12 protein-coding genes are annotated in these 15,367 nt (G+C 54.0%); 6 read left to right on the top strand and 6 right to left on the bottom strand.

The genetic code is table 11. From position 1 onward, the window contains the following. Positions 1-28: 28 nt before the first annotated feature. Positions 29-3,361 (bottom strand): ATP-binding protein, encoded by a 3,333-nt coding sequence (locus USG84_RS14160; RefSeq protein ID WP_253540807.1) that lies wholly within the window; start codon positions 3,359-3,361, stop codon positions 29-31. A 2-nt stretch (positions 3,362-3,363) separates the two neighbouring features. Further along, complete coding sequence (locus tag USG84_RS14165) at positions 3,364-3,960, bottom strand: response regulator transcription factor (protein WP_028015617.1); 597 nt, start codon at positions 3,958-3,960, stop codon at positions 3,364-3,366. Positions 3,961-4,497: 537 nt separating this feature from the next. Here USG84_RS14165 and USG84_RS14170 point away from each other — a divergent pair. The 4 genes from USG84_RS14170 (at position 4,498) to USG84_RS14185 (ending at position 8,024) form a co-directional block, all read left to right on the top strand. After that, positions 4,498-5,235 carry a winged helix-turn-helix domain-containing protein gene (locus tag USG84_RS14170; protein ID WP_253540810.1) on the top strand — a complete coding sequence of 246 codons (738 nt, stop codon included), beginning with the start codon at positions 4,498-4,500 and terminating at the stop codon, positions 5,233-5,235. Beyond that, on the top strand, positions 5,205-5,684 hold the full coding sequence (locus USG84_RS14175) for a hypothetical protein (RefSeq protein ID WP_151413419.1): 480 nt from the start codon (positions 5,205-5,207) through the stop codon (positions 5,682-5,684). Before USG84_RS14170 ends, USG84_RS14175 begins: the two co-directional genes overlap by 31 nt. A gap of 148 nt (positions 5,685-5,832) precedes the next feature. After that, positions 5,833-7,431, top strand: a complete 1,599-nt coding sequence (locus USG84_RS14180) for a glycosyl hydrolase family 18 protein (RefSeq protein WP_316330350.1) — start codon at positions 5,833-5,835, stop codon at positions 7,429-7,431. A 65-nt stretch (positions 7,432-7,496) separates the two neighbouring features. After that, a complete protein-coding gene (locus tag USG84_RS14185; RefSeq protein WP_151413417.1) occupies positions 7,497-8,024 on the top strand; it encodes a cytochrome b in 528 nt (175 codons plus the stop codon). Here USG84_RS14185 and USG84_RS14190 read toward each other — a convergent pair. Beyond that, entirely contained in the window at positions 7,987-9,183 is a 1,197-nt protein-coding gene (locus USG84_RS14190; protein ID WP_253540812.1) for a hypothetical protein, read from the bottom strand. The two genes, USG84_RS14185 and USG84_RS14190, sit on opposite strands and share 38 nt — an antisense overlap. Before the next feature lie 167 nt (positions 9,184-9,350). Between USG84_RS14190 and USG84_RS14195 the strand changes: the two genes are divergently transcribed. Together USG84_RS14195 and USG84_RS14200 are read left to right on the top strand one after the other, a co-directional pair. Beyond that, on the top strand, positions 9,351-9,569 hold the full coding sequence (locus tag USG84_RS14195; protein ID WP_120247323.1) for an ANR family transcriptional regulator: 219 nt from the start codon (positions 9,351-9,353) through the stop codon (positions 9,567-9,569). A 45-nt stretch (positions 9,570-9,614) separates the two neighbouring features. Next, positions 9,615-10,364: a prepilin peptidase gene (locus USG84_RS14200; protein WP_151413413.1), complete on the top strand. Its 750-nt coding sequence runs from the start codon at positions 9,615-9,617 to the stop codon at positions 10,362-10,364. Between the two features lie 118 nt (positions 10,365-10,482). Here the strand turns inward: USG84_RS14200 and USG84_RS14205 are convergent, their stop codons facing one another. From USG84_RS14205 to USG84_RS14215, 3 genes are all read right to left on the bottom strand, one after another. Then, positions 10,483-12,249, bottom strand: coding sequence for a lytic polysaccharide monooxygenase (locus USG84_RS14205; protein ID WP_320738313.1), 1,767 nt, complete (start codon positions 12,247-12,249; stop codon positions 10,483-10,485). 16 nt (positions 12,250-12,265) lie between these two features. Beyond that, positions 12,266-12,703 (bottom strand): hypothetical protein, encoded by a 438-nt coding sequence (locus tag USG84_RS14210; protein WP_061099136.1) that lies wholly within the window; start codon positions 12,701-12,703, stop codon positions 12,266-12,268. Positions 12,704-13,082: 379 nt separating this feature from the next. Continuing rightward, positions 13,083-15,041, bottom strand: a complete 1,959-nt coding sequence (locus USG84_RS14215) for a S8 family serine peptidase (protein WP_253540817.1) — start codon at positions 15,039-15,041, stop codon at positions 13,083-13,085. Positions 15,042-15,367: the final 326 nt, after the last annotated feature.

The raw sequence follows: 15,367 nt of genomic DNA on the forward strand, positions 1-15,367 counted from the left end.
AAGATACAGATCCTGTGCAGAGCATTCTTTAGTACTTGTCAGATAATTCCTTCAGTGCGGTATCGAGTTGCTGCAGATTCGCTTCCATGCGCGCGCAGAAGCGCGATGACAGCGCAGGCAGGGCTTCAGGCGTTATTACCCCTGCCGCCAGCATCTCCGGCAACACTTCAATCGCCTGACAGGTTCGGGTGGCGTTGCGCATGGCAAAGAGGCTCCAGGAGGCCTTCAGACGATGCGCAAGCTGGCTTAACGTATGCGGTGACGGGGTATTTTCCCGTAGCTGGCGTATATCAAGGGTAATGGCTTCGCGCATTTGCTGGCGCATCAGGGCCATGATCTCCGGTTGACCGTTGGCCAGACGCCGGAGTTCGCTGAGATCAGGCACCTGATTGCGCAGGCTGTGATGCTGCGCCAGCGCCTGGTGCAGGGCATTGAGGGAGAGCGGTTTTCGCAATAACGCGTCCATCCCGGCATGTTTTGCCCGATCGTCCTCACTCTGCAGCGCGCTGGCGGTATAACCAAGAATAGCGGCCGGCGCGGTGATACTGCCTGCAATATCGCGCAGGAGTATTAACGATGTAAGTTGATAGCCGTCCATGAGGGCCATCTGGCAGTCGGTTATCAGGATATCAACCGGCTCGTTTTCCAGGCGCGCAAGCGCTTCGCCAGCGCTGGAGCAAGGAATAACCTCCTGACCCAGCTCCTGCAGCTGAAGCGCCAGCACCGTCAGGTTAGCCGGAAAATCGTCAACAATCATAATGCGATGCGGTGGCAGCGGGGTTATAACGGGTGTCTCATTGGCCGTTGCCGCCGCGCTGGCGACGTGAAGCGGTATGCTCACCGTCACCTGCGTACCGCTCCCCGCTTCGCTGGCTATCGTCAGCACGCCTCCCATCAGCTCGACTAGCTGATAACAGATCGCCAGGCCCAGCCCGCTGCTTTGCGGCGTGCTGCTGTCAGTCTGAAACCACGGCTGGCCGAGGTGTGGAAGGGCATCGGCCGGGATACCGATGCCAGTGTCGCGAATCAACAGCTGCAAATGTTCACCGTTAAGCTGGGCGTGAAAAACAATTTCTCCCTGCGGCGTATATTTAATGGCGTTGCCCAACAGATTGGCGATGACCTGATTCAGCCGTGCTTTATCGAACATGAACCAGCCGTCGTGCGGCACGTTCAACTCGCTGCGCCAGTGGAGGCCTTTAGCGTTGGCGCTGCTGGCAAAAATCTCCGCGCTGGCGTTGAGCGTCTGCCACAGGGGCCAGGCCTGTGGCTCCAGCCTTAGCTCGCCTGCTTCAATGCGCGACAAATCCAGTACGCCGCCAATCACGTCGCGCAATGACCCGGCTGCCTGCCAGGCGATGTTGAGGGATTCGCTTTTGTCGCGCTCCATCTCCAGCAGGCCCAGCATGGCGTTGAGCGGGGTACGAATGTCATGGCTCATGCGGGCGAGGAAGTTCGATTTCTCAGTGCTGGCCTGCTCCGCCTGCGCCAGCGCCTGATTGAGCGCAGCGGTCAGCGCGGCTTTTTCAGTGATATCGATCCATCCCCCGACCACGCCCTGAGGCCGCCCCCGCGTATCGGTATAGCGGCAAAGCCACCAGTAAAGGGTGGAAGTGTTCTGAGTGGTTTCACCCGTTAACGGCGACGCGGCATGGAGCAGCGAGAGGCGATGCGGCAATGTAAATTGTTGGGCAAGCTCGCCCAGAGGCAGGCTGGAAAAGGGGGTGCCCTCTTCGGGCAGTGCCGTGAGTAACGGTGAGTGAATAAAGGAGTCGTTATAGCGCGTCAGCCGCCCGGCCGGATCGCAGACAAACAGCGGCACCGGGACATTGTTCATCAGGGTTTGCCAGAGGGAGAGCGCGTTGTGCAATTCTGCCGTGTCCCGCTCGCGCTGGCGCCGCTGGCTCTGCGCGGCGCTAAAGGTCAGCAGGGCGACTAATGCCGCGCAAATCGCCACCACGGCGAGCATGACCAGCCATAGCGATTGCACCGGGGCGGTGGTTGTTGTCTGTGCGGGCTGCGGCAGGTTAAGGCTCGCGTAGATATCAGCCTGCGTGACGGACGCCATGACCGCATTCACCCTTTTGGCATCCGCCGGGTCAGAAATATTTGGTACAAACCATAGCGGCACTTCCGGCAGCGCCAGCGGCGTCAGCGACAGATTGCTGGCGTTGTGCTGGCGCAGCAGGTGATGGAGTATAAACGCATCGCCCGCAAGCCCGTCCGCGCCTCCGGCTTTAAGCAACTCAAAGCCTTGTTCGAGCGAGTTAACCAGCACCAGGTTATCCGCAGGTAATACCTGGCGCAGTAACGTGACGAGCGGTGAGATGCGCATGACGGCAATCCGCTTATGCTGTAATGCGGACAAGGAGCCGGAAAGCGGGTTGCTGTCCTCAGTGAGCAGGGCCCAGCTCAGCGAGTCAAACGCGATGGCACTCTTTGACGGTGGCGTCGCGCTGGCGACTATGCGCAACGTGTTCTCCGCATACTGCAGCGGAGGCGCATCAAGATTGAAGGTCAGGCTATACAGGTTGGACGGAAACAGATCGAGCAGCAGATCGCGCCATACGCCCTGAATCTGCCCGTCAGCCGTGAGCGTGACCATTGGCGGCGAAATGGCGGGAAGCAAAACGTGCAGCGTGATTTTGGGCGCATTTTCCTTCACGGGGGAATGGCGGGCGTCAAAGACGCTGCCGTCCGGCAAAAGCCACTTTTGTTCCAGCCATTCAGCGTCTTCCGGGTTAAGGGTGTGAATACGCTCGTTGAATATTTCCAGCGTGTTTGCCTGCTCGGGCAGAGCCCAGGCGCGAAAATGTAGCGGGGGAGCATCGTCCAGCGGCGTCAGGGCCAGCGTGGTGGCGGGGGAGTGGGTCAGCCAGTTACGCAAAACAAACTCCGGAGCGATGAATTCCCGCGCTTTCCCTGCTGCCAGCTGCCTGACGTTTTCCCCCGGCGAGGCTGAACCTGTCGCAGAGCAGCGGGTCGCGACCTCTGACGGTAATTCAGGAAAGCACAGCGTACCGCCGCGTCCCTCTTTTATGCTCAGGGACGCCAGCGGGAAAGCGAGCATTGGCTCGCTGGCCACCAGATCGGCAGCAGGACGCCGGGCGGCAATTAATACATCGATGCGCTTTCGCTTTAACGCATCCAGCGCCGTTGCCGGGTCGCTAAAACGCTGGACGTCCGGCAGCGTCGTATTGCTAAACAATATGCTGAGCTCATCATCCAGAATCCCCGGCGGCCGATCGATAGCGAGAAAAGGCGGCGCGGCGCTCAGCAGGCCCACGCGCAGCACGCTGGCCGCCGCGTGCCCGCTTATCAGCGTGAGGATAAATAATATCGCCAGCCAGCCTCTGCGCATGCTCAGCTAACCAGTCCCAGACTTTGCGCGCACTGGAGAAGCTCGAAATCATTCCTGGCGTTGAGTTTGCTCATGGCACTCTTTTTTTGCGTACTGATGGTCTGCTTCGTCCGGTTAAGCTGGGCGCTGATCTCGTTCACGGTAAACCCGCGCACCAGCAGGCGCAGCACCTCTGTTTCCCGTTCGGTCAACTGTGCCTGAGGCTTCACCGGCTCGATTTGCCCCCGCAGGGTGCTGCGCAGCGTCTGCAGCAGATTATTGGACAAACTGGCTTTGTTGAGAACGGCATGCACCCCGCTGCGACGCAGCGAGTCCAGAAGCTCAGGATTGGTGATCATGGTGACCACCACAATCATGCTCTGTGGATAATGCCGAATCAGCGAGCGGATCATGGTTAATCCGTCCGGGCTGCGCGTGCCGGGCATACTCAGATCGGTGATGATGATATCGACAGGCTCGCTCGCCAGTTTATTCATGAGTTCATCAGCACTGAGCGCTTCGTGAACGACCCGATAAAGGTCCGGGCGCGTCTGCAGCAATGTGCGCAAGCCTAATAAATAGACGGGGTGGTCGTCGGCAATCAGAACTGTTTTTAGCATGACATCCGATCCGGCAAGGAAAAGACAGGTGTTCACCGCACATCTTAGCGAATGGCGCTTTAGCATCACTCTTACAGTGTAGAGCAGAGTGAGGTGAAAAAGAGTAGCTAAAAAGTGGTGGGCTGTATAGTTGCTGGGGGAGCATCAGCCGATCCTGATGGAAAACCGAAAGGTAAAGTAACGACGTTTTCACATTCTACGAAATAGATTTTTTTCGGAGCAGCTGAATGGTTTGTTATTTATCACGAAATAGCGGCATGGAGGGCGATATTTCTCAGGTACGGAAAGGAATTCCTTATTGTTCAGGTTGAATATCAGGTATTACTCAGGCGTTACTCAGAATAAACTTTCTGAAATCATGAATTGGTTGTGGAAAAATCAGGACGGTAAATAGTGCAAAAGGCGAAGGTACTATCATTTATAGGGATATGTTGTTAATTTGTGCCTGAATTAGATAACAGAGATGTAACTGTTAATATCTGCACTTTTTCGTCATAACAATGTAAACGCTGTAATTTTATTATCCAGGACCTACCCGTGAATAACGAAGAAATCTCTCTTTCAGCGTCAGTAACGTTCGTACCGGAAAAATCATCTCTGGCAACCGTGGATCATGGCGATATACATCTGACGCCCAACGAGCGTCGTTTGCTGGAGTTGATCCTCAGCGGCAAATGTAAAAAAGAGACCATATTTGAAGAGATCTGGCTCAACCAGGGCATGATTGTTAGCGAATCCAGTTATCACCAGCTTATAAAAATGCTGCGCCGCAAGCTGCAAAACGCCGGCCTGCCTGGCTCGATCATCAAAACCATTCCCCGTTATGGTGTAGTACTGGCCCCCTGCGAAACGCAGGACAGTGAGGTAGCTTGCCCGCCAGAAGAGCCAGATAACGCGTCTTGTCCCACTCACGTCGATTGCCCATCGTTACCTGCTATCACGGCGGAGCCATTGAAAACGCCCTCACGTCAATACGGGGCTCTGCTGGCGGCGCTGTGCAGCTTGTTGATTATCCTTCCAACGCTGGTGGTGGTCTGCACGGCGGACACGCCGCAGGCCTTTCAGGAAAATATCTACGTAGATGGCGTCATGTTTCATCTCTCTTCGCTGCGCAGCGTCGATCGGCAGGCGCTGGCGAGAAAGCGGCATGCCCTGCCGGCGGGCATCAATAACGTTTACATCGCGTCGAACGGTCCAAAAGTGTTCGTTGCGCAATGTGAAGGCGAACTATCTCAGGAGGGAAAATGCGGTTACGAATACTATTCGTCATATTGATGGTTTGCATCAGCGTTTCGCTGGGTGGCGCGCTGGCTTACCTGACCAGCAACTACCTGGAGAGCAGAAAAGTGCCCGCCGAGCCCTGCAGCAGCGTCATACGTAATGGCAAATTTATTGATGAAAGCCTGCAGCATTATCAGTTTAATGGTGTGATCACCTGGTGGCCCAAACTGCACAGGCTAACGTTATTTGGTGTAAAAACCGATGAGGCCGGAAATCGGGTATTCAACCGAACCCTGCAGTTAAAATCGGTGACACAGAAGGGAAACGTCATCAATGGCCGGGTGGCAGAATTAAAAATTGCCGTTGGCGATCAGCTTCCGGAGAAGACCTTTCTGATAAGTGAAGACGATCAGTATATTAATCTGTTATTCAAGCCGATTAATAAAGATAGCTGGCTGATGAAAATTAATGATAACTGGGTAGCAATGTGTGAGTATAAATAATCTCACGATAATTTTATTATAAGACATATCCAGGCTGGCGAGTTTTAAATCTGCTGCTGCAGTGAGCTGTTCTCCTGTTTTCAGGGGGATGAATATCCTATCTTGCGGGACAGGATTTCATTATTAAACCTGGAGCAGGATATCTCCCATGTTAAAGAAAAATAAAATATCTCTGAGCGCTATCGCCGCGGGGCTGGCGTTAAGCGGAATGCTGGTCAGCACGTTTAGCCATGCGGCCGCAACCGACGCCGCCTCACAGATGCCGGATATCAGTCAGAAAAAAATTCTCGTAGGTTATTGGCACAACTGGGGGATCAACCCGGAAGAGATAGACAAAGCGCGCGGCTATCAGGGAGGCTTACCTTCTGATATGTCGCTGCGTGAAGTGCCGAAAGGCTACAACGTCATCAGCGTCGCATTCATGAAAGTCATGGAAGGGCAGGGTGAGATCCCCACCTTCAAACCCTACAACGCGAGTGATGAAGCGTTCCGCGCTCAGGTTGCAGAGCTGAACGAGCAGGGGCGCGCGGTGTTGATTTCACTGGGCGGCGCTGACGCGCACATCGAACTGAAAAAAGACCAGACGGAGGCGTTCGCAGCGGAGATTATTCGCCTGACCGATCGCTATGGTTTTGATGGTCTTGATATCGACCTGGAGCAGACGGCCATTGCCGCTGCTGACAACAGTACGGTGATCCCGGCGGCGCTGAAAATGGTGCGCGCCCATTATCAGCAGCAGGGCAAACACTTCATCATCAGCATGGCGCCAGAGTTCCCTTATCTTCAGGCCGATCGCGGGGTGAACTACAAAGCCTACCTGCAAAATCTTGAGGGCGTGTATGACTTTATCGCTCCACAGTATTACAACCAGGCGGGCGACGGCGTGAATATGATGACGCAGGAGGAGAAGGACGAAGTCGGTGAATGGTGGCTGCCGCAGGAATGGGGTACGGGCTACAGCGACCGTCAAAAAGAGCTTTTCCTTTACTACCTCACCGACAGCCTGGCAAACGGGACGCGCGGTTATGTGAAGATCCCGGCGAACAAGCTGGTGATTGGTCTCCCGGCCAATGCGGATGCGGCAGGAACCGGCTATGTGAGAGACGCGCAGAGTGTCTTTAACGCGCTTTCGCGCCTCGAAGCGAAAAATGAGGCGGTAAAAGGGCTCATGACCTGGTCAGTCAACTGGGATAATGGCAACACTAAAAATGGCCAACATTACGGCTATGAATTCCTGAACCGTTACCAGAGCATCCTTGATGGCAGCCTGCCGGGTGGGGGCGACGAAACGGATACTCAGGCGCCAACACAGGTGCAGGGCGTCCAGGCCACTCTGAACGGGCAGGATGTTTCGCTCAGCTGGCTGCCAGCTAAGGATAATACCGGCGTGGCGGGGTATGCCGTCTGGCGCGGTCTGGAAAAGATCGGCGACACTCGTGAACTCAACTTTACCGACACCCAAACCCAGCCGGGCATGAGCTATCGCTATACGGTCATCGCCTATGATGCAGCCGACAACTTCGCCACGCCGAGCCAGCCGGTCAACGTTACCGTGCCCGATAATGACGATGGCGGAGGCGAAGTGGGCGGCCAAGACGGCGACGTAACCGCATTCACGCCGGGCAAACTCTATGCCGTAGGGGATAAAGTTTTATATGAGGGCAAAGTTTACCGCTGCCAGATTGGCCATACAGGTGCCAGCCATTGGTCGCCGGATCGGGCCCAAAACTTGTGGGTAGCTGAATAACCTCTTTTTTTAGAACAGCATGGCTTCGCAGGGAGCCGTGCTGTTTGTTTTAAAGGACAACGACTATGCAAACTTCTCTGGTTATTGCCAAACGTTACGATCGGTTTTCTCGCCTTCTGCACTGGGTGGTCGCCGCCGTCATTATCTACGCGATGTGCATGGGCTATATTCTGCACGCGCTGGAAGGAACCCGCTGGTTTACCTTCTTTTCCGTGCTGAATATGTCGCTTGGCACCATCGCCACGCCCATCATGATAGTGCGTTTCGTCTGGCGTTTCTTCCGCCCGTCGGTACCCTATCCGGCCACGGTGGCCGGACGTAAAAAACAGCTGGTGGTGTTTATTCATGAGCTGTTTTATCTGACCATTATGGTGGTGCTGGTTAGCGGTTTTTTGATGCTGCAAAAAGATTACAACCTGTTTGGCCTGGTGCCGGTTTCCCGCCCGATTACCATCGCCGAAGTGAATGCGTTTTTCTTCCAGGTGCATCGCTATAGCTGCATCCTGCTGGGCGTAATTCTGCTTGGGCATGTGGCGGCGGTGTTGAAATACACCTTTAGCGGGCAGCGGGAGATTCTGCAGCGGATGCTGTGAGAAAGAGGCTCACTCCCCCCATCAGATGCGCGGTACTGCCGATCCTGTGAAACATCACCATCCCGCGCATCTGCCTTCCGTGCAGCGTTTGCAGAACAACTTCCTGGGCAAAGCTGCTTTCACGTTGCTGCGAGTACCAGGCGCGAAAATCGGGCAGGAACGGCGTATCGCAGTGTGCGTCCAGTAGCGTCAGGGTGCTCAGCGTCTTTTCCTCACCAGGGAACAGCGCTTCCGTGCTGCCTTGCCAGCGAATCTCCTCCTCCGGCATCGAGAGGCGAAACACGACGCATGACCCCGTCTGCGACAGGCGAATAATGATGGCACTGGTGCTGGCCGCGAGTGCCTGTTGCTGTTGGATCCAGCGGCGGTACTGATATAAACAGTTGGCAAAAATCGCCGAAAATACCAGATACCACTGCGCCTGCCAGATTGCGGGGATAAGATCGGGCGTTAGCGTGTAAAAAATCCCTTCCCGCTGCTGGGTCGCCAGCACCACAATCAGGTATTGAATAAGCAGCAGAGAGCCAACACCGCGTCCGGAGAGCGCAAACACGCTCAGTAAAACCACCGTCGTTTGCACCAGCAGCAGGTTGAGCCCCTGCCAGAGCGGTGGCAGGAAAAAGTAGCCCGTCACCAGCACAAGGGTATTCGCGGCAAGAAGCAGAGCTTCCCGCCCGTTAAACCGCTGGTGCGACGGCATTTTGCTCTCACGCAGCAGCGGCAGAATGGCGAGAATGCCGGTTAACGCCGCCAGCACCCAGGAAAAAAAATGCAGTGGCGCAATCGGATACCCTGACAGTAACAGCGCCAGATTAAGCAGCAGGCTGCCGCAAAAAATGCTGAAGATTAACTGCAGGGGGTAGATCAGTTCACCAATAATCGGCCTGCGCGCAAAACGCAGCGCAGGCAGTTGCGCATTCAGACGAAAGACGGCGACGCACAGCGGGAATATTGCGACGTCGAAGAGGGCGAACAGGCACGCCAGCGTGAGCGGGCGGCCTATCCAGACGCCAACGAACACATGCAGCAGGCCCGCGGTAGCCAGCCACAGCGGCCACTCTCGCGGGGCCGTCAGCCATAACGCGGCGAAAAGCAGCGGCGCCGGAAGCCAGAGCGTGGTGGAGAGGCTCCAGCTATCCCGCGTATGAAAGCTCAGCAATGCCAGCAGGATGTAGAGACCCGAAAAGGCCAGCCAGCGGATAATATTGGTAATCAGCGTTGTTCTCCCACTGAGGCATTCAGCGTTATTCAGGTATTTATCATTTTAAGCTCAATTATTTTATCGTCGCTATTGATACGCTGGGATTTTTTCTAAAGGGCTTAACGATGGACTGGCAAAGCGACAAACGCGATCCTGCTACCCTGTGGTTTTCACTTTCTTCACGAGCGGCAGAACATGAGCAGGGAAAGGAGTGGCATATTGCGGCATTATTGTGGAAAGAAGCGGCACAATATGCAAAAGCGCATCTGAATATTGAATGGGCGAACTTGCGCGGAGACTTTTGTACTTTACGTGCAAACAGGCTGCCTAAATATAACGAATAGTCTCTGCTATTATCGGAGATTGCATGTCCCTCAGAGTGTGGAACCATGGTTGAGAGTGTAATACTCGTTTTTAGCGTTTTTTTGGGCGCCATTATCGGCAGCTTTTGCAATGTCATCATCTACCGGCTCCCCTTGATTCTCCACGGTGAAGCACTCTCTTTATCGTGGCCTGCTTCCCATTGCCCACGCTGTAAACACCCCATTAAATTTCGCCACAATGTTCCTCTGATTGGCTGGCTGCTGCTGCGCGGGCGCTGCGCCAACTGTGGTCAGGCGATATCGTGGCGCTATCCGCTGGTTGAAGGGCTCATGGCGCTGCTGTACGGGGTGATTATCTGGCAGCAGGGCGTCACGCCGCAGAGCCTGTTCGACGTGCTGGCGGTGACGTTTTTGCTGCCGCTGCTGTTTATTGACCTGCGCACCATGCTCCTGCCCGACCGTCTGACGCTCCCGCTGCTGGCGATGTCGCTGGCGTTTGCCGTCAGCGGCTATAGCCGGGTGGAGCCAGTGCAGGCAGTCATCGCCGCTCTGCTGGGTTTTGGCGTGCCCTGGACGCTCTCTTTGCTGTTCCGTTTGTTGCGCGGCCATGAAGGGATGGGGATGGGGGATATGAAACTGCTGGCGGCGATCGGGGCGTGGCTTGGCCCGCTGGCGCTGCTGGATGTTTTTGTTGCCTCGACCCTGCTGGCGCTGGTCACGGCGCTGATTCTGCTGCGGATTAAGCCCGGTCAACCGTTTCCCTTCGGCCCGTATCCGATTATCGCCGCGATAGGATGGGTGATCTTGTACCGATAAAAAAAGCGCCGGAACGAAGGGGCGATTTCCGGCGCAAAATAGTTAACGAGTGCGTCATGGGGGAATGACAATGTCAGGCGCGGGTCGGTGAAGACCCGGCCAGGGTTAACTTACTGTATTATTTGCATTCTTTAGGCATGTTGGCAGCGCCTTCTTTCTTCCAGACGCCCCACTCGCCATCGGAACCTGGCTTAACGCCTCGGGTTTCCCAGCTGTTCAGCCAGATGTTGCCCTCATAGCTCACTTTTTCACAAGGTGTCTTGTAAGTCTTGCTGTGATCCCAGGCTTTTACATCGGTTTGCGCCGGGCGCAGCTTGATCACCTTCGTTGCCGTGGAGACTTTACCGGTATCAGGCGCCGTCACTTTCACCTGCAGCGTCACGTCCACATTGTCGGTATACGGATGTTTGCCCATAAGGTTGGTGCTGAACTCATTTGGTGACGAGATCTGAATCTTATCGGCGTGTGTCAATGCGGACCATTCAACTTTTGACCCCTTTAAGGAATCATTGTTTTTTGACACGACGGCGGCAGCAATAATGTCACTGCCAACGATGGTGTCCTGGTTGTTGCCCGTATTGATCTGCACATCGGAAGCCTGCTGTGCATCCTTCACGGTCACGGTGATATCGTCGGTGCTGGTTTTGCCATTTTTGGCCGTTACCGTCAGGCGATAGGTCACTTTACCGATTTTGCCAGGTTTAATCAGCGCGCGGGCTTTTGCCGCGTGGACGGTTGAAACCCATTCGCCACCGTTAGCGACCTGCAAAGCACCAAAGTCCTGACCGGAAACGATAGTCCATTGATATTTTTCAGCATTGACGCTTGCGGAACCGTTAAGATCATAACCTCGGGATTCACTGTTGCTGTTAACGGTGAAGTCACTGCCTGCCTTCGCTACCGGTGCCGTGCTATCCGCTTCAGCTTTGGCATTCAGGGTAACGGTTTTTGAGTCACTCACGTTTTTATCGTTGGTGACGGTCAGCTTCACGTTGACGCTAAAATCGCTCTCAGGTTTAGCCTTCAGGCGAATGCTGGCTTTAGCACTGGTGCTGTTTTCCAGAATGACCTTATCGGCATTGCTGGTGACGGCCCAGCTGTACTTCAGCTCTTTCCCCGTTGAGGCGCTACCGTCCAGCGACAGCGCGCTGGTTGACAGGTTATGGCTGGATGTCGTGACGCTGGCCACCGGTTTGGTAATGACTTCACCGCCGAAATCGACGTCAATCATCTGATAAAATGCGTTATCGGTATCGCGCACGCGCCAGACGGCATAAATTTTCTGCTTACCTTCACGCTCCGGTACGTCGCAGGTGTGGGTTTCGAAACCTGTCGGGAGCGAAATATCGGCCGACGGGTTGCCTGGCGCATAGGTATAAACCTTGTGGCAGAAAGGTTTATCTTCAAACATCGCTCTGGTCAGGCGCGAATCCGCACCCGGAACTGACTGCCAGTCCGGCTTAGTGATGTAGTAGGTAAAATAGGTGGTGCGGTGCTTAGCCGGTAAATGCCATTTAAACTGGTGCGGGCCCGCAGACATCGGGTTGTTGTAGGTATTCTGCTTTTCGTCATCCAGCTTGCTGAAGTCCGGACTTGCCGTTGAACCACCGCTTGCCAGTTTTCCATCCGGCGGGAACTGGAACAGCTGTTCGTTAGCGATCGGGGTTGGGCTCATATCGTTGCCAGCCGGGAGCTTCGGCGCTTCCACGGCGTCAGCAGGCCATACGTTACTATGTTCACCTTTATCATTCATCGGCGGGAAATGAACCACCGAACGGGATTTTGGTTCAAAAACATAGCCATGCGCCAGTGCGCCCGTGGAATACATGCCAATCAATGCCACGGCTAACGCCGACGTAATATTATTCATCTTGAGTAGTTTCAAAATAATCTTCCCTGAATTAATTGAAGGACACTTCTACGTGACTGAGGGGGTTGTTCTCTTTGGCATACACCTTATTTGGCTGCGACTCATCGGGCGTAATCTCGCCGTTGCTGTGCCTGAAACCGGCACGCAGTTCGGGGTGCTGCTGGTTGATAGCCTGGGCGAGGGCGTAGGACCAGTGGGCCTCTTCGCCAGCAAGAATGGTGACGCGCGTTTCCAGGTTTGGCAGTTCGGTTCCGTCGTTAAAGAAGCGCGCACGAATCGTTTGCCCTTCAACGACCTTCACTTTCACACCGTTGACGGCGCGTTCCAGTGAACCAAGTTCTTTCATGCAGTTCTGATGACCCTGTTCGCAGTTTGCCGATGGCGAGGTCGTGGCGGCGTTAGCTGAAACGCTGACGCCCGCCCCTGCCAGTAAAGTGGCAAGGACAAAAGCAGATCCTGTTAATTTCATAAGTTCCCTTATTAATTACTGAACAATAACGAGAGGTAAATCTCACCTGCAGCGCAGGTAAAAAAGGCGTTATTACCGTGTGATAACAGGGACAAATAGTAACGGGAGGAGACAACCGGCTTGAATAAGAGACTTCTCTGAGCCATTAAGAGTCGGGGAGTTTCGGCAGAGAAGAGCGACCGTTCGTGCTGTAAAGAGGGCGGAGCGCGACAGGGTATGAAATAGTACTGCCAATTTCAGTCCTTTACGCTTGTTAATAAAATCTGAACGAGTACGGTTGTTAAGAAATGTCTTTTTTACGGTTTTCCTGAGCGTTGAGTTAATAAAATAAAGCCTGGCTTATATCCAGGCTTTACTATTATGTTAACCAAAAGGGTATTTAAGGGCAGCTATTATTGGCTGCATCCGACGCTCGCCATGCCCCCCACTCACCGCCGCTTCCTGGCTCCTCTTGTCCTGCGTTGACATACCACTGATTCAGCCAGATTTTGCCGTTATGCGATACGCGGGTACATTTCACCGGGTAGGCGATCCGTGGGTTATACGCTTCTGCGCCGTCATCAGGAATATCAGGTAACTGCGGTTTTTTCACCGTTACGGTGATCTTCTCAGAATTCACGCTTCCGTCTTTGCCCGTCACGGTTAACCAGTAGGTTGCTTCTCCGTCAGTATTAGCGGGAATGAGTGCCCGGACGGTAGGGCCTGAAAATTCACGTATCCAGCCTCCGGCATGTTTTTCCTGTAGCCAGAATTTGTCTGCACTGTTTTTGTCGATGGTCCATTTCCAGGAGACGGCATTCTTGCTGGCGCTCCCGTCTAACTGATACGCCCGGGAGGAATCGGTCGTGCCGGTAACGGTAAAGCTTTCTCCAGGCACTGCCTTTACTTCCTCCTGCTCTTCTTCTTTGAGTTCCAGAATCCTGGCTACCGCTTTCGCCATATTTGGGTGAGTACCTACTTTCGCTGAATCCCCTGCCGCTAAAGGTGTACCGGTTTCCTGCAGGATGGAGCGCATCTGTTGAGGCGTGACGGTGATATTGTGAGCTTTTGCAATGGCCGACAGGCTGGCAACCACGCCTGCGATAATCGGGTTCGCGGAGGACGTGCCGGAGAAACTTGAGGTGTATTCCGCATTTTTTATGCTATGCAAACCGCCGTAACCCGTCGTAACCACATCCCAGCAGCCCCAGCTGGCGCTGGTCACGCGTGAGCCATAGGTGCTGAAAGAGGCTTTTTTGCCATTGTTTGCACAAAACGCGCCCGCAATGATCGCGCCGGAATCCCGCTTCTTAACGTCAAATTTGCCATTAAATCCGGCGTGATCGAGGTTGATATTGCCATTGCCTGCCGCCTGAATAACGTGCACACCTTTATCCGTCAGCGCTTTTATCACGTCGTAATAGGCTGGAGCGTTTTCCTGCGGGACATAGCAAGAGGAGGTGCAGCCTGTCACATCCCCTCCGCCGGTCTGCATACCAATTTGCACCACATCGCCTGCCTGGAGTCTGGGGATCATATTGTAGAGATTATTGGCCTGCCATTTGACGTATCCCATACGGGCGTTCCACGTCAGGCCTTTGATGCCCGCATTGATATCTTTCGCCGCCATAATCCCGACGGAGCTGGTGTCGTGATCTTCACCTGGCGTATAGCGATTATCACCTTCATGGAAATCGATCGGCGGCAAATTCACATGGCTGGTATTCCACGCGTTGTTTTCCATTGAGACCAGCGAAATGCCGCTACCATCGTGCCCTGAATACTGACTCACGCTGTCGCGATTAACGCCACCCATATAGTAGCCGGGCCGTTTTTCCTCTGGCGATTTGCTGTAATCCTGCAATCCACGAAAATCTGGGACGGTGGCCTGGCTGGTACTGTTCAGGGCATAGCTCAGCCCGGAATAGGGCGGCACGTCGGGAGCATTGACACCCTTTTCCAGCGACACCGGCATGGATTCCGGGTAAGCCAGCTCAATATCTTGTCGCGTCGCCAGTTCATTAATTACGTTATTGATATACGCCGCGTCATGTTGCTTATCGGCTGGCAGGGCTATACGTAAATAACGATTAAAGCCATAGCGTTCATTAAGCGCATCCATCTCGCTTAATTCACTGCTGCGCAAATGATTTGCCGTAAATAACGGACTCACGGTGAGGGTACTGTCGCGTAATGAGAAGGGTAAAGACTTATTAAGAGTCGTGCCGGGTTTTAATTTGACGATAACGGAGAGATACGAAGTGCCTTCCCAGGCTTGCTCGTGCGTGACGGCATTTTGCGCAAAAGCGGGAGCACTCAGTAGTGCACAAATAAGCAGGGCCAGTCCAGTTTTATTCATGTCAACGATCTTCCTTATAAAAATGACATCCAGAGTATTGCCGGGAGCATCCTGCCATTAGGGGAAAACCTGCATAAGGAGACGGTCAGCAATAAAATTGCGAGGTGTCTGGTCGGTGTTGAGAATTACCTGCTCCGGAAAATATAAGGCTGAAATTAGGCTGAGGGATTTATGAAGCAGGCTGAAAGAGTTGTTAAACATCAACGCGTAACTATTGAATTTAATGAGAGACGGAAAATCTCATGAACATCTCCTGAGTGCTGTATGGAGTTTAGGAATTATCTGGAACTTAATATCACTAACCAGGGAGTTTAATTAATAAGGGA

The sequence above is a fragment of the Enterobacter sp. 168J2 genome (assembly GCF_034107265.1).
Classification (GTDB): domain Bacteria; phylum Pseudomonadota; class Gammaproteobacteria; order Enterobacterales; family Enterobacteriaceae; genus Enterobacter; species Enterobacter nematophilus.